At 73.9% G+C, this 21,582-nt stretch carries 16 protein-coding genes and 2 rRNA genes; 16 read left to right on the top strand and 2 right to left on the bottom strand.

What is annotated here, in order from left to right; all coding sequences use genetic code 11:
• The first annotated feature begins 16 nt into the window (after positions 1 to 16).
• The 13 genes from H6H00_RS25480 to H6H00_RS25420 all read left to right on the top strand — a co-directional run bounded on the left by H6H00_RS25480 (position 17) and on the right by H6H00_RS25420 (position 15,912).
• Positions 17 to 3,132, top strand: a 23S ribosomal RNA gene (locus tag H6H00_RS25480).
• A 139-nt stretch (positions 3,133 to 3,271) separates the two neighbouring features.
• Positions 3,272 to 3,388: ribosomal RNA gene (rrf, locus tag H6H00_RS25475) — 5S ribosomal RNA — on the top strand.
• A gap of 86 nt (positions 3,389 to 3,474) precedes the next feature.
• Positions 3,475 to 3,696, top strand: coding sequence for a hypothetical protein (locus H6H00_RS25470; protein WP_185718201.1), 222 nt, complete (start codon positions 3,475 to 3,477; stop codon positions 3,694 to 3,696).
• Positions 3,697 to 4,943: 1,247 nt separating this feature from the next.
• Positions 4,944 to 6,497: a hypothetical protein gene (locus tag H6H00_RS25465; RefSeq protein WP_185718200.1), complete on the top strand. Its 1,554-nt coding sequence runs from the start codon at positions 4,944 to 4,946 to the stop codon at positions 6,495 to 6,497.
• Positions 6,494 to 7,537 (top strand): HAD-IIA family hydrolase, encoded by a 1,044-nt coding sequence (locus H6H00_RS25460; protein ID WP_185718199.1) that lies wholly within the window; start codon positions 6,494 to 6,496, stop codon positions 7,535 to 7,537. Before H6H00_RS25465 ends, H6H00_RS25460 begins: the two co-directional genes overlap by 4 nt.
• Complete coding sequence (locus H6H00_RS25455; protein WP_185718198.1) at positions 7,534 to 7,800, top strand: hypothetical protein; 267 nt, start codon at positions 7,534 to 7,536, stop codon at positions 7,798 to 7,800. Before H6H00_RS25460 ends, H6H00_RS25455 begins: the two co-directional genes overlap by 4 nt.
• Positions 7,801 to 7,805: 5 nt before the next feature.
• Positions 7,806 to 8,594, top strand: a complete 789-nt coding sequence (locus tag H6H00_RS25450) for a TlyA family RNA methyltransferase (RefSeq protein WP_185722775.1) — start codon at positions 7,806 to 7,808, stop codon at positions 8,592 to 8,594.
• Positions 8,591 to 9,502, top strand: a complete 912-nt coding sequence (locus H6H00_RS25445) for an NAD kinase (RefSeq protein WP_185718197.1) — start codon at positions 8,591 to 8,593, stop codon at positions 9,500 to 9,502. Before H6H00_RS25450 ends, H6H00_RS25445 begins: the two co-directional genes overlap by 4 nt.
• Positions 9,503 to 9,575: 73 nt before the next feature.
• Positions 9,576 to 11,369 carry a DNA repair protein RecN gene (gene recN, locus H6H00_RS25440; protein WP_185718196.1) on the top strand — a complete coding sequence of 598 codons (1,794 nt, stop codon included), beginning with the start codon at positions 9,576 to 9,578 and terminating at the stop codon, positions 11,367 to 11,369.
• A gap of 63 nt (positions 11,370 to 11,432) precedes the next feature.
• A complete protein-coding gene (gene steA, locus H6H00_RS25435; protein WP_185718195.1) occupies positions 11,433 to 12,617 on the top strand; it encodes a putative cytokinetic ring protein SteA in 1,185 nt (394 codons plus the stop codon).
• Positions 12,614 to 13,516, top strand: a complete 903-nt coding sequence (locus H6H00_RS25430) for a copper transporter (protein ID WP_185718194.1) — start codon at positions 12,614 to 12,616, stop codon at positions 13,514 to 13,516. Before steA ends, H6H00_RS25430 begins: the two co-directional genes overlap by 4 nt.
• A gap of 51 nt (positions 13,517 to 13,567) precedes the next feature.
• Positions 13,568 to 15,295, top strand: a complete 1,728-nt coding sequence (gene pyrG / locus H6H00_RS25425; protein WP_185718193.1) for a CTP synthase — start codon at positions 13,568 to 13,570, stop codon at positions 15,293 to 15,295.
• Complete coding sequence (locus H6H00_RS25420) at positions 15,292 to 15,912, top strand: NUDIX domain-containing protein (protein ID WP_185718192.1); 621 nt, start codon at positions 15,292 to 15,294, stop codon at positions 15,910 to 15,912. Before pyrG ends, H6H00_RS25420 begins: the two co-directional genes overlap by 4 nt.
• 47 nt (positions 15,913 to 15,959) lie before the next feature.
• Here H6H00_RS25420 and H6H00_RS25415 read toward each other — a convergent pair whose 3' ends face one another.
• The gene (locus H6H00_RS25415; protein WP_255425369.1) at positions 15,960 to 16,466 is read right to left on the bottom strand and encodes a DUF1707 domain-containing protein; all 507 of its coding nucleotides are present in this window, start codon (positions 16,464 to 16,466) and stop codon (positions 15,960 to 15,962) included.
• Positions 16,467 to 16,516: 50 nt separating this feature from the next.
• Here H6H00_RS25415 and H6H00_RS25410 point away from each other — a divergent pair, with 50 nt between their 5' ends.
• From H6H00_RS25410 to H6H00_RS25400, 3 genes are read left to right on the top strand one after another with little or no spacing between them, the layout of a single operon-like run.
• Complete coding sequence (locus H6H00_RS25410) at positions 16,517 to 17,503, top strand: LLM class F420-dependent oxidoreductase (RefSeq protein WP_185722773.1); 987 nt, start codon at positions 16,517 to 16,519, stop codon at positions 17,501 to 17,503.
• A gap of 35 nt (positions 17,504 to 17,538) precedes the next feature.
• Positions 17,539 to 18,873, top strand: a complete 1,335-nt coding sequence (locus tag H6H00_RS25405) for an NAD(P)/FAD-dependent oxidoreductase (protein WP_185718191.1) — start codon at positions 17,539 to 17,541, stop codon at positions 18,871 to 18,873.
• Between the two features lie 15 nt (positions 18,874 to 18,888).
• Positions 18,889 to 19,794: a site-specific tyrosine recombinase XerD gene (locus H6H00_RS25400; RefSeq protein WP_185718190.1), complete on the top strand. Its 906-nt coding sequence runs from the start codon at positions 18,889 to 18,891 to the stop codon at positions 19,792 to 19,794.
• Positions 19,795 to 19,798: 4 nt separating this feature from the next.
• Here the strand turns inward: H6H00_RS25400 and H6H00_RS25395 are convergent, their stop codons facing one another.
• Positions 19,799 to 21,547, bottom strand: coding sequence for a sigma-54-dependent Fis family transcriptional regulator (locus H6H00_RS25395; RefSeq protein WP_185718189.1), 1,749 nt, complete (start codon positions 21,545 to 21,547; stop codon positions 19,799 to 19,801).
• Positions 21,548 to 21,582: the final 35 nt, after the last annotated feature.

Here is a 21,582-nt window from a genome sequence, read left to right as displayed (position 1 = left end):
GCGAGCATCTTGTTGTGAACAAGTGTTTAAGGGCACATGGTGGATGTCTAGGCATCAGGAGCCGATGAAGGACGTGGGAGGCCGCGATAGGCCTCGGGGAGCTGTCAACCGAGCTGTGATCCGAGGATGTCCGAATGGGGAAACCCAGCACCCGTCATGGGGGTGTTACCAGCATCTGAATACATAGGGTGTTGGAGGGAACGTGGGGAAGTGAAACATCTCAGTACCCACAGGAAGAGAAAACAACCGTGATTCCGTGAGTAGTGGCGAGCGAAAGCGGAAGAGGCTAAACCTATGTCGTGTCAAGCCGGCAGGCGTTGCGATGTGGGTGTTGTGGGATGTCGTCGTAGGTGGACTGCCGTCTGCCTGACTTCGTGGTGTTGTGTTAGCGGAAGACCTCTGGAAAGGGTTGCCGTAGTGGGTGAGAGCCCCGTACGCGAAAACATGGCATGCGTTGTGGATGACACTCCCGAGTAGCAGCGAGCTCGTGGAATTTGCTGTGAATCTGCCGGGACCACCCGGTAAGCCTAAATACTCCCTGATGACCGATAGCGGACTAGTACCGTGAGGGAAAGATGAAAAGTACCCCGGGAGGGGAGTGAAATAGTACCTGAAACCGTGTGCCTACAAGCCGTCAGAGCCTTTGGGTGATGGCGTGCCTTTTGAAGAATGAGCCTGCGAGTTATGCTTCGTGGCGAGGTTAACCCGTGTGGGGTAGCCGTAGCGAAAGCGAGTCTGAATAGGGCGATTGAGTCGCGGGGTGTAGACCCGAAGCGGAGTGATCTACCCATGGCCAGGTTGAAGCGACGGTAAGACGTCGTGGAGGACCGAACCCACCTCGGTTGAAAACGGGGGGGATGAGCTGTGGGTAGGGGTGAAAGGCCAATCAAACTCCGTGATAGCTGGTTCTCCCCGAAATGCATTTAGGTGCAGCGTCGCGTGGTGGATGCCGGAGGTAGAGCACTGGATGGGCTAGGGGGACCAAAATCTTACTGAACTCAACCAAACTCCGAATGCCGGTATTTCTAGCGCGGCAGTGAGACTGTGGGGGATAAGCTTCATAGTCGAGAGGGAAACAGCCCAGATCACCGGCTAAGGCCCCTAAGCGTGCGCTAAGTGGGAAAGGATGTGGGATCGCCCAGACAACCAGGAGGTTGGCTTAGAAGCAGCCACCCTTTAAAGAGTGCGTAATAGCTCACTGGTCAAGTGGTCCTGCGCCGACAATGTAGCGGGGCTCAAGCGCACCGCCGAAGCCGTGGCAATACCACATGAGATCCGCCTGCCGGCTTTCGAGTCTGTGGGTGTAGTCGTGGTGTTGGGTAGGGGAGCGTCGTGCATCCAGTGAAGCGGCGGGGTGACCCAGTCGTGGAGGGTGTGCGAGTGAGAATGCAGGCATGAGTAGCGAATGCAGAGTGAGAACCTCTGCCGCCGAATGACCAAGGGTTCCTGGGCCAGGTTAATCCGCCCAGGGTGAGCCGGGACCTAAGGCGAGGCCGACAGGCGTAGTCGATGGACAACGGGTTGATATTCCCGTGCCCGTGATAGTGCGTCCGTGCTGAGGCCGGTGATGCTAACCATCCGAACCCGCTTATTGACCTTCGGGTTGGTTTGTCGGGGGAGCGTGGGACCCGATCCGGTAGTAGGCAAGCGATGGGGTGACGCAGGAGGGTAGCTCCGCCAGTGAATGGTAGTACTGGTGCAAGCGTGTAGCCCGACATCCAGGTAAATCCGGTTGTCATATAAGGGTGAGACGTGACGCGTAGCCGATTGAGGCGAAGTAGAGTGATCCCATGCTGCCGAGAAAAGCCTCTAGCGAGTGCTGTTGCGGCCCGTACCCCAAACCGACACAGGTGGTCAGGTAGAGAATACTAAGGCGATCGAGTGAACTGTGGTTAAGGAACTCGGCAAAATACCTCCGTAACTTCGGGAGAAGGAGGACCGTCTGCTGTGAAGCTCCTTGCGGGCTAGCGGTGGGCGGTCGCAGAGACCAGGCCCAAGCGACTGTTTACTAAAAACACAGGTCCGTGCGAAGTCGCAAGACGATGTATACGGACTGACGCCTGCCCGGTGCTGGAACGTTAAGAGGACCTGTTAGTCCTTCGGGGCGAAGCGGAGAATTTAAGCGCCAGTAAACGGCGGTGGTAACTATAACCATCCTAAGGTAGCGAAATTCCTTGTCGGGTAAGTTCCGACCTGCACGAATGGCGTAACGACTTGGGCGCTGTCTCGACCACAGACTCGGCGAAATTGCACTACGAGTAAAGATGCTCGTTACGCGCGGCAGGACGGAAAGACCCCGGGACCTTTACTACAGCTTGGTATTGGTGCTCGGTTCGGCTTGTGTAGGATAGGTGGGAGACTGTGAAGCGGCCACGCCAGTGGTTGTGGAGTCGTTGTTGAAATACCACTCTGGTCGAATTGGGTGTCTCAACCTCGGGCCATGATCTGGTTCAGGGACAGTGCCTGGTGGGTAGTTTAACTGGGGCGGTTGCCTCCCAAAATGTAACGGAGGCGCCCAAAGGTTCCCTCAGCCTGGTTGGCAATCAGGTGTTGAGTGTAAGTGCACAAGGGAGCTTGACTGTGAGACCGACAGGTCGAGCAGGGACGAAAGTCGGGACTAGTGATCCGGCACCACCTGGTGGAAGGGGTGTCGCTCAACGGATAAAAGGTACCCCGGGGATAACAGGCTGATCTTGCCCAAGAGTCCATATCGACGGCATGGTTTGGCACCTCGATGTCGGCTCGTCGCATCCTGGGGCTGGAGTAGGTCCCAAGGGTTGGGCTGTTCGCCCATTAAAGCGGTACGCGAGCTGGGTTTAGAACGTCGTGAGACAGTTCGGTCCCTATCCGCCGCGCGCGCAGGAGACTTGAGGAAGGCTGTCCCTAGTACGAGAGGACCGGGACGGACGGACCTCTGGTGTGCCAGTTGTCCCGCCAGGGGCACGGCTGGTTGGCTATGTTCGGAAGGGATAACCGCTGAAGGCATCTAAGCGGGAAGCTCGTTCCAAGATGAGGTCTCCCACCACCTTGCGTGGTTAAGGCCCCCAGCAGACCACTGGGTTGATAGGCCAGAGATGGAAGCCCTGTGAGGGGTGGAGTTGACTGGTACTAATAGGCCGAGGGCTTGTTCATGACGAGTTGTTTGCATCCACTGTGCGACCCTGAACACACAAACACGTTTGTGTGGTCGGGTTGCGGAACACTGCTCGTGTGTTGTCGCATCCACTAATTGCATACGCTGGACCTGGTACGACACTAGTTCGATAGTGTTGTCGGTGGTTATGGCGGAGGGGGAACGCCCGGTCCCATCCCGAACCCGGAAGCTAAGCCCTCCAGCGCCGATGGTACTGCACTCGTTAGGGTGTGGGAGAGTAGGTCGCCGCCGACATCAAACCTATTTGTGGGCCCCCGCCGTGAGGCGGGGGCCCACTTTTTTGTATCCTCTGCAGGTGAGTATCGCGGATGGTTCCGGCGATGACCGCCCGCGACGGGATGATCGCGGCGGCTCCCCGGCAGGACATGATCGATCGGGCGCAGAACGACGCGGAAATCCGTCGCGGGGCGGAGCCGGCGCCGGCCGGGATGCTCGCGGCGATTCCCGTCGCGGTGCCGGTGTGGGGAGCGGGTGGTCCGACGGCCGGCCGAGGAGCGATCGTGATCGACCGGCCCGTTCCGGCGACTCCCGGCCCACGGTGAAGGACGGTGGCCGCGGCGGCGGACCTCGCGGCTCCGGGAGCGGGTCGGGTGGTGGCGGTGACCGTCGGCGTGACGACCGGCCCCAGGGTGGCGGCTACCCGCGCCGCGGCGACGACGACCGCGGCGCGCGTCCGCGCCGCGGTGGCGACACCCGCGGTGGCGACACCCGCGGTGGCGACGACCGGGGCGGTGACAACCGGGGCGGTGCGCCGTACCGCGGCCGCTCCGGGAACGACACCCGCAGCGGCGGCTCACGCGAGGACCGCGGTGGCTACCGCGGGGGAGACGGTCGCGGTGACTCGCGCGGCCGGCCGGACGATCGCCGCGGTGGGTACGCCGGCGGCCGCGACCGCGCGCGCTCGGACGAGGGCCGCGGTGGCTGGGGCGCAGGCAGGGCGGGCACCGACAGCCGGGGACGTCCGGCCGACCGCGAGCGGTCCGAGGGACGCGATACCGCGTTCGCCCGCCGCGTCGACGGTCAGCGCACCGGCGGACCGGACGCCCGCGGCGGCCGCCCGGACCGGGGCGACGACCGCCGTCCCGTCCGCGACGACCGCTCGGGCGGTGACCGCCGGTCCGGGGGAGACCGCCCCGCACAGCGGTCCGGCGGCTACCAGGGTCCGGGTGACCGTGACCGCGGCGGCCGGGGCGGCTACCAGGGCTCCGGTGACCGCAGCCGCGGTTCCGGCGGGTACCAGGGGTCCTCGTCCCGGGGTCCGGCGTCCGGGCGGGACTCGGGCGACAGCCGCGATCGGCCCCGTCGCGACGACGACCGCGGGGCATCGCGTCCCTCCGCCGCACGGCGCGACGACTCGTCCGCCGACCGCGCCTACCGGGACCGGCAGGACGACCGGGCGGCCACGACCCGACGCGACGCAGGCGGATGGCGGGACCGTCCCACCGGCGGCGCCCGCTCCGACGAGCGACCCACCGCCGACCGGCGCCCCGCCCGCTTCGACGACCGGCCCTCCACCGATCGCCGGTCCGCGCCGGACCGCGGGTCGGCGGCTCGGCCGCGGGCCGACCGGGACCGCCCGTCGGCCGACCGTCCCTCCGGCGGGCGTCCCTCCGGCGACACGGCCGCGCGGTCGGGGTCCGACCGCCCGTACCCGGACCGCTCCGCCGACCGGCGCCCGGCGTCCGGTGCGCGGTCCGAGCGACGTCCCGACGAGCGGCGCACCGCGGGCGGGCGGCCGGACCGCCCCTCCCGCGACGCCTCCACCCGCCCCGGTCGCGATCGGGCCGGGGTGCCGGAGTCGGCCCGCGCGTCCTTCGTCGCCGAACCGCCGCTGAGCGACGAGTACACGGTGGCCGCGCTCGACACCGAGGTCCGCCGCGACCTGCGCGGCCTGCAGAAGGACACGGCCGACAGCGTGGCGCGCCACCTCGTCGCGGCGGGCAGCCTCGTCGAGGACGATCCCGCGCTGGCGCTGGAGCACGCGCGGTACGCGCGCCGCAGGGCGTCGCGGATCGCGGTGGTGCGGGAGGCGGCCGGGATCGCGGCCTACCACGCGGAGGAGTGGACCGAGGCCCTCGCGGAGCTGCGTGCGGCCCGCCGGATGGGCGGTGGCCCGATCCACCTGCCGGTGATGGCCGACATCGAGCGCGCGCTGGGCCGCCCGGAGCGCGCGATCGACATCGCGCGCAGCCCCGAGGCGGCCGAGCTGGGCACCGCGGGGCGCATCGAGCTGGCGATCGTCGGCGCGGGGGCGCGGCGCGATCTCGGCGAGCTCGACGCCGCCGTGGTCGGCCTGCAGATCGCCGAGCTGGACCCGGTCCGGCGCGACCCGTGGAGCGCGCGGCTGTTCTACGCCTACGCCGACAACCTGCTGGCCGCCGGGCGGGAGTCCGACGCGCTGCAGTGGTTCGTGCACGCCGCCGACGCCGACGTCGAGGGCGAGACCGACGCGGTCGGCCGCATCGCCGAGCTGACCGGCGAGGACCCCGAGGACGCCGACGACTTCGCCTTCGGGATCGAGGACGTCTCGGACGACGAGGTCGACGACGTGACGGACGACGGCCCGCTGGTGGACGACGGCCCCGTGGGTGAGGACGCCACGGCTGGGGTCGCAGTGGAGTCCGACGCGGTGGAGTCCGACGTGGCGGGGAACGAGGCTCTCGTCGGCGCCCCGATCCTGGACGACGCCCCGATCCTGGACGACGCCGCTGTCCTGGACGACGCCGCTGTCCTGGACGACGGTGTCGGCCCGGATGGCGGCGCTGTCCCGGGCGACGACGCGGCGGCGGTGGGGGACACCCTGCAGGCCGCAGCCCCGACGTCGGACGAGGTCCCGGCTTCCGCCGGCTCCCCGACCGTCGACGACGCCGACCCGTCCTCGACCGACGAAGGTGACGTCACCTCGGCCGCCACCGGCGAGACCGGCACCGGCGAGACCGACGCCGACGCGTCCGCGACGGTCGCGGGTGACGTGGATCCGGACCAGACGGACGCCACCGACGTCGACCCGGACGTGACGGATGCGGTCGATCCCGCCCCGGCCGCGGCGGACCCGGATGAGGGTCCCGCCGCGACGGACGCGGATGCCGGCCCGGCGGTGACCGACGCGGTGACCGACGTGGCACCGGCGGCGACCGATCCCGTCGACCCGGCTGGCGACGAGCCCGCCGCCCCCGGAACGGACGAGGGCCCGACGGGTGCGCAGGAGCTGCCCGGCGCCGGGCCGACCGCCACCGACGCGGGACAGGCCGCGGAGGGGGCGGGGTCCACGATCGACACCGCGGCACCGGCCGGGACCGGCGGGCCGGGCCCGGTGGACGACAGCGGGGACACCCCGCGGTGACCACCCCCCTCGACCGCCACGACGTCCTGCTCGCCGACCTCGACGGCACCCTCTACCGCGGGCCCGAGGCGGTGCCCGGCGCCGTGGAGGCGGTGCTGGCGGCGCGGGAGCGCGGAGTGGCGACGATGTACGTCACCAACAACGCCTCCCGCCGGCCGGCCGACGTGGCGGCCCACCTGGTCGAGCTGGGGTTCCCGGCGACCGGGCGGGAGGTCGTCGCCAGCTCGCAGGCGGCGGCGGCGATGCTGGCCGAGCAGCTGCCCGCGGGGGCGGCGGTGCTCGTCGTCGGCACCGAGGCGCTGGTCGAGGAGGTGACGGGGGCCGGGCTGACCGTCACCGCGGACGCCGCCGAGGCCGTCGCCGTGGTGCAGGGGCACAGCCCGGACACCGGCTGGCGGGTGCTCGCCGAGGCCACGGTCGCGCTGCGGGCCGGTGCGGTGTGGGTCGCGTGCAACGTCGACCCGACCCTGCCGACCGAGCGCGGCCCGCTGCCCGGGAACGGCTCGATGGTCGCGGCGCTGCGCACGGCGTCGGCGCGGGAACCGCAGGTGGCGGGCAAGCCCGCGCCCGCGCTGCTGCACGAGGCGGCGCAGCGGTCGGGGGCGACGAACCCGCTCATGATCGGCGACCGGCTCGACACCGACGTCGAGGGCGGTCGCGCGGCGGGGATGACCACCCTGCTCGTGCTCACCGGGGTCTCCGACGCCGCCGAGCTGCTCGCCGCCCCCGAGGCGCTGCGCCCGGACCTGATCGGCGCCGACATGTCCGCGCTCGACCGGCCCGTCGACGAGCTGGCCCCCGGGCCCCGGCCCGGCTGGGACGCGCGGCCCTCCGGCGACGGCGCTCTGGAGCTCTCCGGCGACGGCGACCCGCTCGACGCCCTGCGCGTGCTCTGCGCGGTGCACTGGGCGGCGGGTGGGGGGGACGTGCAGGTCAGGGCGGTCGGTGACGGGGCCGAGCGGGCGTTGGGCGAGCTGGGTCTGCGCCCGGCTACCGTGGAGGGAGCCGACACCCCCGACGCGGCCGGAGCCCACCCATGACCGTCCCGACCCCGGGACCACCCCGCCCCGTGCCGGGGCTGCCGCCGCGGCCGCACGATCCGCGTCCCGCACCGGGACAGCCCGGGCCGGCGGCCGGTCACGCCCGCCCGGCCGACCCGCGCGGCCCCGACCCGCGCGCCGCCGTCGCCGCCGCGATGGCCGGCCTCGACGGTCTGGCCGAGCGCCCGCTCGCCGAGCACGTCGAGGCCTACGAGCGCGTGCACGCGGCGCTGGGCGACGCGCTGGCCGCGGGCTCGGCGTGACGCGGGTGGTCACCCGGGCCCGCCTCGACGCCGAGCTGGTGCGCCGCGGGCTGGCCCGCTCGCGCCAGCAGGCGGCGGAGCTGATCGAGCAGGGGCGCGTCGCCGTCCGCGGGGTGGTGGCGGGCAAGGCGGCCACCGTCGTCGACCGCGACACCCCCGTCGTGGTCCGCGGGACCGGCGTGCGGGAGTGGGCCTCGCGCGGCGCGCACAAGCTCATCGGTGCGCTCGACGCGTTCGACCTCGACGTCACCGGGGCCCGCTGCCTCGACGCCGGCGCGTCCACGGGGGGGTTCACCGACGTGCTGCTCGACCGGGGCGCGGCCGAGGTCGTCGCCGTCGACGTCGGGTACGGGCAGCTGGTGTGGCGGCTGCGCAGCGACGACCGGGTGCGGGTGCACGACCGCACGAACGTCCGCGCGCTCACCCCCGACGACATCGGCGGGACCGCCGCGGTGACCGTGGCCGACCTGTCGTTCATCTCCCTGCGCACCGTCCTGCCCGCCCTCGCCGCCTGCACCGACGGCGTCCTGGTGCCGATGGTGAAGCCGCAGTTCGAGGTGGGGCGCGAGCGGCTGGGGTCCGGTGGGGTCGTGCGCGACCCGGAGCTGCGGCGCTCCGCGCTCGTCGACGTCGCCGCGGCCGCCCGTGCGCTCGGACTGGTGCTGCGCGGCGCGGTCGCCAGCCCGCTGCCCGGGCCGTCGGGCAACGTCGAGTTCTTCCTGCTGCTCGCCCGCACCGGCGACGACGTCGGTGACGACGCGCTGGGCGTGGCCGTCGAGCAGGGGCCCGCGTGAGCCGGCGGGAGGTCCTGCTCGTCCTGCACACCGGGCGCGCGACGAACCGGAAGACGGCCTCGGCGGTGGCGGCCCGGCTCGCGGCCGACGGGATCCGGCTGCGGGTGCTCGCCGAGGAGTGGTCCGAGGTCGACGACGAGGGCCTGCCGGAGTCGCTGCGCCCCCGGGTCGTCGACGGCCGGCCCGGGTGCGCCGAGGGGGCCGAGGTCGTCCTGGTGCTGGGCGGCGACGGGACGCTGCTGCGCGCCGCGGAGATGGCCCGCCCCGTCGGGGTGCCGCTGCTCGGCGTCAACCTGGGTCGGGTCGGGTTCCTCGCCGAGGTCGAGCAGGACTCCCTCGACCACGCCCTCGACGCCATCGTCGCCGGGGGCTACGCCGTCGAGGAGCGGATGACGCTCGACGCCGTCGCCCGCAGCAACGGCGACGTGCTGGCGCGGACCTGGGCGCTCAACGAGGCCGCGGTGGAGAAGAGCACGCGCGAGCGGATCCTCGAGGTCGTGCTGGAGGTCGACGGGCGGCCGCTCTCGGCGTTCGGCTGCGACGGCGTGCTGTGCGCGACCCCGACCGGTTCCACCGCCTACGCGTTCTCCGCGGGCGGGCCGCTGGTCTGGCCGCAGGTCGAGGCGCTGCTGCTGGTGCCGAGCAACGCGCACGCGCTGTTCGCGCGGCCGATGGTGATCTCGCCGGACTCGCAGGTGGCGATCGAGGTCGACGCCGGCGGGCCCCCGGCCGTCCTCGACTGCGACGGCCGGCGCACCGTCGCGCTGCCCCCCGGGGCCCGCGTGGAGCTCTCCCGCGGCGACCGGCCGGTGCGGATGGTGCGCCTGGACGGGCGGCCGTTCGCCGACCGGCTGGTCCGCAAGTTCGACCTGCCGATCCGCGGGTGGCGCGGGGCACCGCGCCCCTAGCTCTCCAGGTCGGCTCTCCCGGGGCCGGCCCACCTGGTCCGGAACTGTCGGGGTGGCGCCGTAGCCTGCCCCCATGCTGGCCGAGATGCGGATCCAGGGGCTGGGCGTGATCGACGACGCCACCCTCGAGCTCGATCCGGGGCTCACCGTCCTCACGGGCGAGACCGGGGCGGGCAAGACGATGGTGGTCACCGGCCTGTCGCTGCTCGGGGGCGGCCGGGCCGAGGCGTCGCGGGTGCAGGAGGGGGCGAAGCGCGCGGTCGTCGAGGGCCGGTTCTCCGCCGACGCGGCCGCGCTCGCCGTCGCCGACGAGGTGGGGGCCGACGCCGACGACGACGGCACCCTGATCGCGGTGCGCACCGTCGGGGCCGACGGGCGCTCGCGCGCGCACCTGGGCGGGCGGTCGGTGCCGGTCGGGGTGCTGGGCCGGCTGGCCGAGGTCACGCTCGCCGTCCACGGGCAGAACGACCAGCTGCGGCTGCTGCGGCCCGCGGAGCAGCGCGCCCTGCTCGACCGGTTCGCGGGTGAGTCCGTCGCGGGCCCGCTCGACCGCTACCGGTCGGTGCGCACGGAGTGGCAGAAGGTCGCCGCGGAGCTGGTGGAGCGGCGCGACGGCGCGCGGCGGATGGCGCAGGAGGCCGACCTGCTGCGCCACGGCCTCTCCGAGATCGGCGCGGTCGACCCGCAGCCCGGCGAGGACGCCGACCTCCTCGCCCAGTCGCGGCGGCTGGTGGCGGCCGACGAGCTGCGCGAGGTCGCCGCCACGGCCCGCGCCGCGCTGGTGGGGGCCGAGGACGCCGATCCGGACGCGCCCGCCGCGCTCGCCCTCATCGGCGACGCCCGGCACCGCCTCTCCGGTGCGGGCGACGACGAGCTCACCGCTCTCGACGCGCGGCTGGCCGAGGCGCTGGCCCTGCTCGGCGACGTCGGGGGAGAGCTCACGGCCTACCTGGAACGGCTCGACGCCGACCCGGAGCGCCTCGCCGCGGTGCTGTCGCGCCAGTCCGACCTCAAGGCGCTCACGCGCAAGTACGCCGCCGACGTCGACGGCGTGCTGGCCTGGGCCGACGAGGCCCGCGAACGGCTCGACGGGCTCGACACGTCCGAGGAGACCCTCACGGCGCTCGCGGCCCGCCGCGACGAGCTCGCCGCCGAGCTGGCCGGGCACGCGGAGGAGGTCACCGCCGCGCGCGTCGAGGCCGCCGAGCGCCTCGCCGCGGGCACCACCGCCGAGCTGGGCGGGCTGGCGATGGGCGACGCCCGCCTGCTCGTCGACGTCCGGCCGCGGCAGGCCGGGCCGGACGCGCCCGAGGCGCTGACGGTCGGCGGGTTGCGGCTGGTCGCCGGCAGCACCGGGGTCGACGACGTGGAGCTGCGGCTCGTCGCCCACGGCGGGGCCTCGCCGCAGCCGCTGCACAAGGGCGCGTCCGGCGGCGAGCTCTCCCGCGTCATGCTCGCGCTGGAGGTGGCGCTCGCCGGGGCCGACCCGGTGCCGACGATGGTCTTCGACGAGGTCGACGCCGGGGTCGGCGGCCGCGCCGCGGTGGAGATCGGGCGCCGCCTGGCCCGGCTCGCCGCCCGCCACCAGGTGATCGTGGTGACGCACCTGCCGCAGGTGGCCGCCTACGCCGACCGGCACCTCGTCGTCGACAAATCGGTGCGGGGTGGGACGGGCCCCGCCCGCAGCCGCGTCCGCACGCTCGCCGAGGGCGACCGGATCGTCGAGCTGGCCCGGATGCTGGCCGGCCTCGACGACACCGACACCGGCCGCGCCCACGCCGAGGAGCTGCTCGGGGCGGCCCGCGCGCACCGCGAGGCCGACCGGGCGCCCGCGCGCCGGAAGGGCGGCGCGAAACGGGCCCGGTGACGCCCGGGTGACGGTCCGGCGTGCCTTCCTGGCCGTCGGTTCGGTCGGTGTCACAGTGCGTGCATGAAGTTGTCCGGCCTGCTGCACCGCACCCGTCCCGAGCTGCCCGGCCTGTCCGGGGTCGCCCGCGTCGACCGCCGCACCGACGCGCTGCTGCGCCGGATCAAGGCGGGGGAGATCGCGGTGCTCGACCAGATCGACCTCGACCGCGCCACGGCCGACGCGCTCGTCGCCGCCGAGGTCGCCGCCGTCGTCAACGCGTCGCCGTCGATCTCGGGCCGGTTCCCCAACCTCGGTCCCGAGGTCCTCGTGTCGGCCGGGATCCCGCTGGTCGACGGGGTGGGCCCGGAGCTGCTCCACGCCGTCAAGGACGGCGCCAAGCTCCGGCTGCTCGACGGCGTGCTCTACCTCGGGGACCTGCGGGTCGGCGAGGGCATCGAGCAGAACGCCGACTCCGTGGCCGACGCGCTGGTCGAGGCCCGCTCCGGGCTCACCCACCAGCTCGAGGCGTTCGCCGCCAACACCATCGAGTTCATGCGCCGCGAGCGCGCCCTGCTCCTCGACGGGGCAGGCGTCCCCGAGGTCGACGTGACGCTCGCGGGGCGGCAGGTGCTCGTCGTCGCCGCCGGGTACGACCACGTCGCCGACCTCGCGCGGCTGAAGAACTACATCCACGAGTACCGGCCGGTGCTGGTCGGCGTCGGGGCGGGCGCCGACGCGCTGCTGGCCGCCGGGCACACCCCGGCGCTGATCGTCGGGGACCCCGGTGAGGTGTCCAACGAGGCGCTCACCTCCGGCGCCGACGTCGTCGTCCCCGCGTTCGCCGACGGCCACGCGCCCGGTCTGCACCGGGTGCAGGACCTCGGGACCGGTGCCGTCACGTTCCCCAGCTCGGCCAACCCGGAGGACCTCGCGCTCCTGCTCGCGGCCCACCACGGCGCGTCGATGGTGGTCACGGTCGGGCTGTCGGCGAGCATGGCCGAGTTCCTCGACCGCGGCCGGTCGGGCAGCAACGCCTCGACGTTCCTCACCCGGCTGCAGCTCGGCGGCACGCTGGTGGACGGGCGGGTGATCGCCGCGCTCTACCGCAGCCGGGTCTCGCTCGGCGCGATCGCGCTGATGGTGGCCGCGGCAGTGGTCGCGGTCGTCGCCGCCCTGCTGGTCTCCGACGCGGGCGACGCGGTGCTCGACTGGATCGTCCAGGGCTGGAACGGCCTGCTCGACACCGTCCGGGGCTGGTTCGGATGATCTCGCTGCGCTACCACGTCGTCTCGATCGCCGCGGTCTTCCTCGCGCTCGCCCTGGGCGTCGTGCTGGGGGCGAGCGGGGTGTCCGACCGGTTGCTCTCCGCGGTCTCCGCCCAGCGCGACGACCTCGGCGGCCGGGTGCAGACGCTCACCGGCGAGCGCGACGACCTCGCCGCCGCCGTCCGCGCCTCCGACGAGTTCGCCCGCCGCGTCGGCCCCGCCGCCGTGCGCGGGCTGCTCGACGGCCAGGCCGTCACGATCGTCAGCGCCGGTGCCGACGCCGCCGCCCGCGACGGCATCGTCGCGCTGCTCGGGCAGGCCGGGGCGACCGTCAGCGGCGAGGTGGCGCTCACCACCGCCGTCGGCGACCCGGCCCGCGCCGACCAGCTCCGCGAGCTGACCGCCGGACTGCTCCCGACGGGATCCCAGCTGCCCGCCGCGTCCGACACCGGCAGCCTGCTCGGCGGCCTGCTGGGCGGGGCGCTGCTGGAGGGCGGTGATCCCGCGGCCGTGCTCACCGGGCTCACCACCGCCGGGTTCGTGCAGGCCGGGGACGTGCCCGCGCCGGCGTCGCTCGTCGTCGTGCTCACCGGGGGCGCGCTGACCGGCGTCGACGCCGCGGACGCGGCCGCCGTCGTCGCCCGGCTCGCCGCCGAGCTCGACCGCCGCGGTGCCGGGGCGGTCCTCGCCGGGAGCACCGGCTCGGCCGACGCGACCGGGCCCGTCGGCGTCGCCCGGGCGGACTCGACCGTGACGGCGGCGCTGTCCACCGTCGACGACGTGCAGTCCGGCCCGGGGCAGGTCTCGACCGTGCTGGCCCTGCGCGAGCAGCTCGACGGGCGCGCGGGCCGCTACGGGTCCGCGGCGACGGCGTCGGACGGGGCCGCGCCCGCGGCCTGACCGCCCGACCCGCGGGGGGCGGAGGGCGGGGCCCCTGTACGGTGGAACCCCGTGCAGCCTCGTGCGACGCGTCATCTGTTCGTCACCGGTGGGGTCGCGTCCTCCCTGGGTAAGGGTCTGACGGCTTCGAGCCTCGGCCAGCTCCTCACCTCCCGCGGGTTGCGGGTGATCATGCAGAAGCTCGACCCGTACCTCAACGTCGACCCGGGCACCATGAACCCGTTCCAGCACGGGGAGGTGTTCGTCACCGAGGACGGGGCGGAGACCGACCTCGACGTCGGCCACTACGAGCGGTTCCTCGACCGCAACCTGCACGGCCGGGCCAACGTCACCACCGGGCAGGTCTACTCCGAGGTGATCGCCAAGGAGCGCCGCGGCGAGTACCTCGGCGACACCGTGCAGGTCATCCCGCACATCACCAACGAGATCAAGGACCGCATCCTCGCGATGGCGGAGCCCGACGAGGACGGCGTCGCCCCCGACGTCGTGATCACCGAGGTCGGCGGCACGATCGGCGACATCGAGTCGCTGCCGTTCGTCGAGGCGGCCCGCCAGGTCCGCCACGAGGTGGGCCGCGACAACTGCTTCTTCCTGCACGTGTCCCTGGTGCCGTTCCTCGCGCCGTCCGGCGAGCTCAAGACCAAGCCGACCCAGCACTCCGTCGCGGCGCTGCGCAACATCGGCATCCAGCCCGACGCGCTGGTCCTGCGCGCCGACCGGGAGATCCCCGACGGCATGAAGCGCAAGATCTCCCTGATGTGCGACGTCGACCTCGACGGCGTCGCCGCCGCCCCGGACGCGCCGTCGATCTACGACATCCCCAGGGTGCTGCACAGCGAAGGGCTCGACGCCTACGTCGTGCGCCGCCTGGGCCTGCCCTTCCGCGACGTCGACTGGACGGTGTGGGGCGACCTGCTCGACCGCGTCCACCACCCCGACGCGACCGCGCGGATCGCCCTGGTCGGCAAGTACGTCGACCTGCCCGACGCCTACCTGTCGGTCACCGAGGCGCTGCGGGCCGGCGGGTTCGCGCACCGCGCGCGGGTGGAGATCGTCTGGGTGCCGTCCGACGAGTGCCGCACCCCGGCCGGGGCCGCCGCCGCCCTCGACGGCATGGACGGCGTGCTCGTGCCGGGCGGGTTCGGCGTCCGCGGGATCGAGGGCAAGCTCGGCGCCCTGACCCACGCCCGCACCCGCGGCATCCCGACGCTCGGCCTGTGCCTGGGCCTGCAGTGCATGGTGATCGAGGCCGCGCGCAGCCTCGCCGGGCTGGCCGACGCCAACTCCAGCGAGTTCGACGAGCGCACCCCGCACCCGGTGATCTCCACGATGGCCGACCAGCGCGACGTCGTCGCGGGGGAGCGGGACATGGGCGGCACCATGCGCCTGGGCGCCTACCCGGCCACCCTCGGCGCGGGCACCGTCGTCGCGGCGGCGTACGGCACGCGTGAGGTGTCCGAGCGGCACCGCCACCGCTACGAGGTCAACAACGCCTACCGGTCGCGGCTGGAGGAGGCCGGGCTGGTGTTCGGCGGCAACTCCCCGGACGGCACGCTCGTCGAGTTCGTCGAGCTGCCCGCGGAGGAGCACCCGTTCTACGTCGGCACCCAGGCCCACCCGGAGCTCAAGAGCCGCCCCACCCGGCCGCACCCGCTGTTCGCGGCGTTCGTCAAGGCGGCCCTGCGCTACCAGGGCGAGGTCCTCCTGCCCTTCGACGAGCCCGCCCGCGAGCCCGCCCACGAGTCCGCGGCCGCCGCGGTGAACGGGGCGGGGGCGTGAGCAGGCACGACTTCCCCGTCGAGAGCAGCTCGGACGTCTACGCCGGGCGGGTCATGGCCCTGCGCTCGGACCAGGTGGTGATGCCCGGCGGGCGGGTGGCGACCCGCGAGATCGTGGAGCACCCCGGCGCGGTCGCGATCGTCGCGCTCGACGCCGACGACCGGATCATGATGATCCACCAGTACCGGCACGCCGTGCGGCGCCGGCTGTGGGAGCTGCCGGCCGGGCTGCTCGACGTCGCGGGGGAGGAGCCGGTGCTCACCGCGCAGCGCGAGCTGGCCGAGGAGGCCGGGCTCGCCGCGGCGCAGTGGTCGGTGCTGCTCGACATCGTGCCGTCACCCGGGTTCTCCGACGAGTCGATCCGCGTCTTCCTGGCCCGTGACGTCACCGAGGTCGGCCGCCCCGAACTCGGCGACGACGAGGAGTCCGACCTCACCGTGAAGTGGGTGTCGATGCCCGTCGCGGTCCGGATGGTGCTCGCCGGCACGATCGTCAACGCCACGACGGTCGCGGCGATCCTCGCCGCACACGTGCTGGCCGGCGCCCCGACCGCCGCCCGGCCGGTCGACGCCCCGTGGACCGACCGTCCCGCCCGGTTCGCCGCGCGCCGCGACTGACCCGCAGCCGCGGGCGGGCTCCGTCCGCCGGGCGCACCGCCCCCCGCTCAGGGGCGCAGCGGCCGGCCGTAGGGGTCGGTCGGGTGCCCGGCCAGCAGGACGATGCCGTCGACGAACGCCCAGATCGCGCCGATCAGGAAGATCGACAGCAGCAGCTGGCCCACCGCGATGCCGTGGTGGCCGGAGTAGAACCGGCCGACGCCGAACGGCAGCACCAGCTGCAGCACCCCGGCGACCACCTTGGACCGGTCCGAGTACGGGACGCCGGAACGGGGGTCGATGCCGTAGGGCGCGGCGTCCGGGCGGCCCGCGGGGTACGGCGCCGGGTACGCGACCGGGGCGACGGGGGCCGCCGGGCGGGGCAGGTCGGCGAACAGCACGTCGAGCTCGTCGCGGGTTCTCGCGGCGTAGGCGGCGCCCGCGCGGTCGGCGTACTCGTCGGGATCGAGCCGGCCCTGGGCCAGGTGCTCGCCCAGCTCCGCGACGGCCCACTCGCGGTCGGCGTGGCCCACGCGCAGGGGTGGGGGCTCCGGCGGCGGCTCCGGCGGGTTCACCCCCACGACGGTACCCGCGCGGACGACTAGGCTCGGGTTCCGTGACCGGTATGCGATTCGGACTGTTCGTTCCCCAGGGCTGGCGACACGACCTCGTCGGCATCGACCCGAAGGACCAGTGGGCCACCATGAAGGGGCTCGCGCAGCACGCCGACGCGGGCCCGTGGGAGTCCGTCTGGGTCTACGACCACTTCCACACCGTCCCCGCCCCCACCGACCAGGCCACCCACGAGGCGTGGTCGCTCATGTCGGCGTTCGGCGCCGTCACCGAGCGCGTGCGGCTCGGCCAGATGTGCACGTGCATGAGCTACCGCAACCCCGCCTACCTCGCGAAGGTGGCCGCCACCGCCGACATCATCTCCGGCGGCCGCGTGGAGATGGGCATCGGCGCGGGCTGGTACGAGCACGAGTGGCGCGCCTACGGCTACGGCTTCCCCGCCGCGCCCGACCGCCTCGGCATGCTCGACGAGGGCGTGCAGATCATGAAGCAGGCCTGGGAGACCGGGTCGGCGACGCTTCACGGCACGCACTACCAGGTCGACGGCGCCATCGTGCAGCCGAAGCCGCTGCAGGACGGCGGCATCCCGCTGTGGATCGCGGGCGGCGGCGAGAAGGTGACGCTGAAGATCGCGGCGAAGTACGCGCGCTACACCAACTTCGACGGCACGCTGGAGGGCTTCACCCGCAAGTCCGAGCTGCTCAAGGGCCACTGCGAGAAGGTCGGCACCGACTTCGACGCCATCACGCGCTCGGCCAACTACAACGTCGCGATCGGCGCGAACCAGGCCGAGGTCGAGCAGCGCATGCAGGACGCGAAGGCCCGACTGCTGCCGTACGTGGGGGAGGAGAAGGCCGAGGGCTCCCTCGGCGCCGTCCGCGGGCTGCCGGCCTGCGGCACGCCGGACCAGATCATCGAGAACCTCACGAAGCTCAAGGAGGCCGGCATGACCTACGCCATCCTCAACTTCGCCGAGGCCGCCTACGACCGCTCGGGCATCGAGCTGTTCGAGCGCGAGGTCATCCCGGCGCTCGCCTGACGTATCAGCGGGCGGGCCGGCCGACTCCGTCCCCCATGCGCATCGCCGTCGTGGGAGCCGGGCCGACCGGCCTGTTCGCCGCCATCGCCCTGGCCCGCCGGGGCCACGCCGTCACCGTCGTCGACCGGGACCCCGGCCCGCACCCGGACGGGTCGTGGCCGCGGGTCGGCGTGATGCAGTTCCACCATCCGCACGCGTTCCGCGGGCCGGTCGTCGACGCGCTGTCGGCGGAGATGCCCGAGGTCGTCGACGCCCTGCTCGCGGCGGGTGCCGAGCCCGTGCAGGTGACGCCGGACGCCGTCGCGGGGCTGCGGTGCCGGCGGATGGTGTTCGAGCGGGTGCTGCGCGCCGCCGCGGCCGCCGAGCCCGGCGTGGAGCTGCTGCGCGGGCACGCCGAGGAGGTCCTGGCCGAGCGCGGCCGGGCCGCCGGGCTGCGCGTCGACGGCCGTCCGCTCGGCGCCGACCTCGTCCTCGACGCGTCGGGCCGGTCCGGGCGGATCGGCCGCGGGCTGCGCGCCCCCGCGGAGGGCGGCGACTGCGGGCAGGCCTACGTCTCGCGGCAGTACCGGCTGCGCCCCGGGGCGGAGTTCGGCCCGCTGACGATGCCGATCGCGGGCGTCGCCTACTACCCCGGCTACGCCGCCATCGCGTTCCCGCACGACAACGGAGTGTTCTCCGCGGTGGTCATGCGGTCGGGCGACGACCGGGCGCTCACCGGCCTGCGCGGGACCGCGGCGTTCGACGCGGTGGCCGCGGCCGTCCCGCTGCTCGCCGCGTGGACCGATCCCGCCCGCAGCACGCCGCTGACCGGGGTCCTGCCCGGCGGGCGGCTGCACAACACCTGGTGCGGCCAGCTCGACGACCGCGGGGAGGTGCCGCTGCCCGGGCTGGTGTTCGTCGGCGACACGGTGTGCACGACCAACCCCTCGGCCGGGCGCGGCATCACCACGTCGCTGCTGCAGGTGCGCAGGCTGCTCGCGCTGCTCGCCGAGCACCCCGGCGACCCGGAGTCCCTCACCCGCGCGCTCGACGCCTGGAACACCGCGCACGTCCGGCCCTGGTTCGACGACCACGTCGCCTGCGACGCCGGGCTCGCCGCCCGCTGGGCCGGGGCCGACGTCGACCTCGACGCCCCGCTGCCCTCGGACCTGATCGGCGCGGCGGCGGCGGTCGACCCGTCGATGATGGCCGTGGTCGGGCCGTACCTGGCGATGCAGTCCCTGCCCGCCGCGCTCGCGGAGGTCGAGCCGCGGGCCCGGGAGGTCTACGCGACCGGGTGGCGGCCGCCGGTGCCCGACGGCCCGACCCGCGACGAGCTGGTGGAGCTCGTGACACGCGCGGCGGGGGACCGCGCCGGGGTCCCCGGGTGACGGCATGATGGCGCGATGACGAGCGCGGCGGTGGAGGCGTTCCTGCACCACCTGACGGTGGAGCGCGGCAGCGCCGCGAACACCGTGGCGTCCTACACCGCCGACCTGCGCCGCTACACCGGGTACCTCGACGGGCTCGGGATCGACGACCTGGCGCGGGTCCGCGAGGCCGACGTCAGCGGGTTCGTGGTGGCGCTGCGCAGCGGGACGCCGCCGCTGGCCGCGTCCTCGGCGGCCCGCGCGCTCGCCGCGGTGCGCGGGCTGCACCGCTTCGCCGCGCGTGACGGGCTGGTGCCCGACGACGTGGCCCGCGCCGTCACCCCGCCCACGCTGCCCTCGACGCTGCCGCGCGCCCTCGACGTCGACCAGGTGGAGCAGCTGCTCGCCGGGTCGCCGGGGGACGGGCCGGTCGCGCTGCGGGACCGCGCGCTGCTCGAGCTCCTGTACTCCACCGGCGCCCGGATCTCCGAGGCCGTCGGGATCGACCGCGACGACCTCGACGTCGACGGGCGCACGGTGCTGCTGCGCGGCAAGGGCGGCAAGCAGCGGATCGTGCCCGTCGGGCGACCGGCGCTGGCCGCCGTCGACGCCTACCGGGTGCGCGGCCGCCCGGCGCTGGCCGAGAAGGGCCGGGGCACCGCGGCGCTGCTGCTCAACGCGCGGGGGTCCCGGCTGTCGCGGCAGAGCGCCTGGCACGCGCTGCGCGGCGCGGCCGACGTGGCCGGGCTGACCACCGACGTCTCGCCGCACACCCTGCGGCACTGCTTCGCGACGCACCTGCTCGCCGGCGGTGCCGACGTCCGCACCGTGCAGGAGCTGCTCGGCCACGCCTCGGTGACGACGACGCAGGTCTACACCCACGTCACCGTCGACGCCCTGCGCGAGGTCTACGCGACCAGCCACCCCCGCGCGCTGGGCTGAGGGCTCACGCCGTGATGCGGTACTGGGCGATCTTGCGGTAGAGCGTGGACCGGGCCACCCCGAGCACCGCGGCCGCGGCCGCCCGGTTCCCGTCGGTCTCGCGCAGGGCGGCGACGATCGCGTCGCGCTCGGCCCGGTCGACCGGGCGCAGCGCTCCCCGCGGCGCGCTCTGGCAGGACGCGGGCAGGTCGCCGACCTGCACCACGCCCACCGGCCGTCGGCGCAGGGCCGTGTCGAGCGCGTCGCGCAGCTCTGCGACGTTGCCCGGCCAGCCGTGGCGGGCCAGCGTGCGCAGCGCCTCCGCGGACAGCCGGGCGTCCCGGTCCGGGGCCAGGTCCGCCAGCAGCGCCGTGACCAGCGCCGGCAGGTCCGCGGACCGGTTGCGCAGCGGCGGCACCGTCACCGTCCGGCGGAAGCCGGCGAGCAGGTCGGCCACGGCGGGGGAGTACCGGGCGCCGTCCGCGGTGGTGGCGGCGAGCCGGGCCCCGCGCAGCGCGCCGGGCAGCCCGGCGGGGACGTCGGGCCAGCGGTCGACGTCGACCAGCACGACCAGCGGGGACGGCCCGGCGTCCCGGACGCGGGCCGCGTGGTCGTCGGCCGGCCCGAGCTCCACCACGCGTCCCGGCCCGTGCAGCGCGCCGTCCAGGTCGGCGAGCAGGCGGCGCCGCCCGCTCCCGGGCTCCCCGGCGACCAGCAGCGGGCGGCCGGCCCGCAGCGCCTCGGCCGCCGCGGTCCAGGCCGCGCGCCAGGCGGGGCCGGTGCCCACGGTCCCCGGCTCCGGCCGCCGGTCCGCCGCGGGGTGGGGCACCGGCGCCGCGTCGGGCAGGCCGACCGCGGCCTCCCGCAGCACCGAGACCACCGCGACGAGACCGGCGACCGTGCTGCCGGCCGTCACCGCCGTGCCGCGCACCCGGACCCGGACCCCCGACGGCAGGTCGAGCCGGTCGTCGACGGCGGGGCCGCGGACCATGCGGAACCGCGCGTGGTCCTGCAGGGCGGCGAGATCGCCCGGGTCCAGCAGGGTCTGCAGCACGGTGTTGGCCAACGCCATCCGCCGCCCGACGGCGAGCACCGGGCGCCGGGACCGGGCGTCGACGCGGGTGTAGAGGTCGAACACCGCCTGCTGGCCCGCGTCGCGGTCGTGCAGCAGCGCGTCCTGGATCCGGGCGGCCGCCGAGGTGACCAGGGAGTGCAGGATCGGCGAGGAGTGCTCGACCCGGCAGCTGACGTCGAGGACGCCCTCGATCCGCCCGGTGACCGGGTCGCGCACCGGGGCGCCGGCGCACGCGTAGGACTGCAGGGGCTCGACGAAGTGCTCGGCGCCCACCACGTGCACCGACCGGCCCGACTCCAGCACGGTGCCCACCCCGTTGGTGCCGACCGCCCCCTCGTCGTAGCCGAAGCCCTCGGCGAAGCGGTTGTCGTCGGCGGCCCGCCCGATCGCGACGGTCGTGTCGAGCCGCACGAGCAGGCGCGCCCGGTCGTCGGTGAGCACCAGGCAGACCGGGGCGTCCGCGATCTGCTCGGCCAGCTGCTCGATCACCGGGCGGGCGCACCGCACCAGCCGGGTGTCCCGGTCGAGGTCCGGGTGGTAGAGGTTCGACACCGTCGCCGGATCGACGCCGCGGGCGAGGCTCCGCCGCCACGACGCGACCACGTGGCCGGGGATCCCCGGCAGGTCGGCGTCGGGGCGGTCGTGCAGTCGGGCCAGCGCGGAGGTGAGCAGCCTGCGTCGAGCCAGGACGTCCCCCATGACGCGGCACCTCTCTGTAGCCCCGCTCACATCAT

The sequence above is a fragment of the Pseudonocardia petroleophila genome, assembly GCF_014235185.1.
GTDB lineage: Bacteria > Actinomycetota > Actinomycetes > Mycobacteriales > Pseudonocardiaceae > Pseudonocardia > Pseudonocardia petroleophila.
This window is presented reverse-complemented; position numbering and strand designations above follow the sequence as displayed.

What these genes read in the sequence shown, in the direction of transcription:
- H6H00_RS25410 (WP_185722773.1), top strand. Translation starts at nt 16,517, where the DNA reads ATGCGATTCGGACTGTTCGTTCCCCAGGGCTGGCGACACGACCTCGTC.
- H6H00_RS25430 (WP_185718194.1), top strand. Translation starts at nt 12,614, where the DNA reads ATGATCTCGCTGCGCTACCACGTCGTCTCGATCGCCGCGGTCTTCCTC.
- H6H00_RS25455 (WP_185718198.1), top strand. Translation starts at nt 7,534, where the DNA reads ATGACCGTCCCGACCCCGGGACCACCCCGCCCCGTGCCGGGGCTGCCG.
- H6H00_RS25400 (WP_185718190.1), top strand. Translation starts at nt 18,889, where the DNA reads ATGACGAGCGCGGCGGTGGAGGCGTTCCTGCACCACCTGACGGTGGAG.
- steA (WP_185718195.1), top strand. Translation starts at nt 11,433, where the DNA reads ATGAAGTTGTCCGGCCTGCTGCACCGCACCCGTCCCGAGCTGCCCGGC.
- H6H00_RS25405 (WP_185718191.1), top strand. Translation starts at nt 17,539, where the DNA reads ATGCGCATCGCCGTCGTGGGAGCCGGGCCGACCGGCCTGTTCGCCGCC.
- recN (WP_185718196.1), top strand. Translation starts at nt 9,576, where the DNA reads ATGCTGGCCGAGATGCGGATCCAGGGGCTGGGCGTGATCGACGACGCC.
- H6H00_RS25395 (WP_185718189.1), bottom strand. Translation starts at nt 21,547, where the DNA reads ATGGGGGACGTCCTGGCTCGACGCAGGCTGCTCACCTCCGCGCTGGCC.
- H6H00_RS25470 (WP_185718201.1), top strand. Translation starts at nt 3,475, where the DNA reads ATGACCGCCCGCGACGGGATGATCGCGGCGGCTCCCCGGCAGGACATG.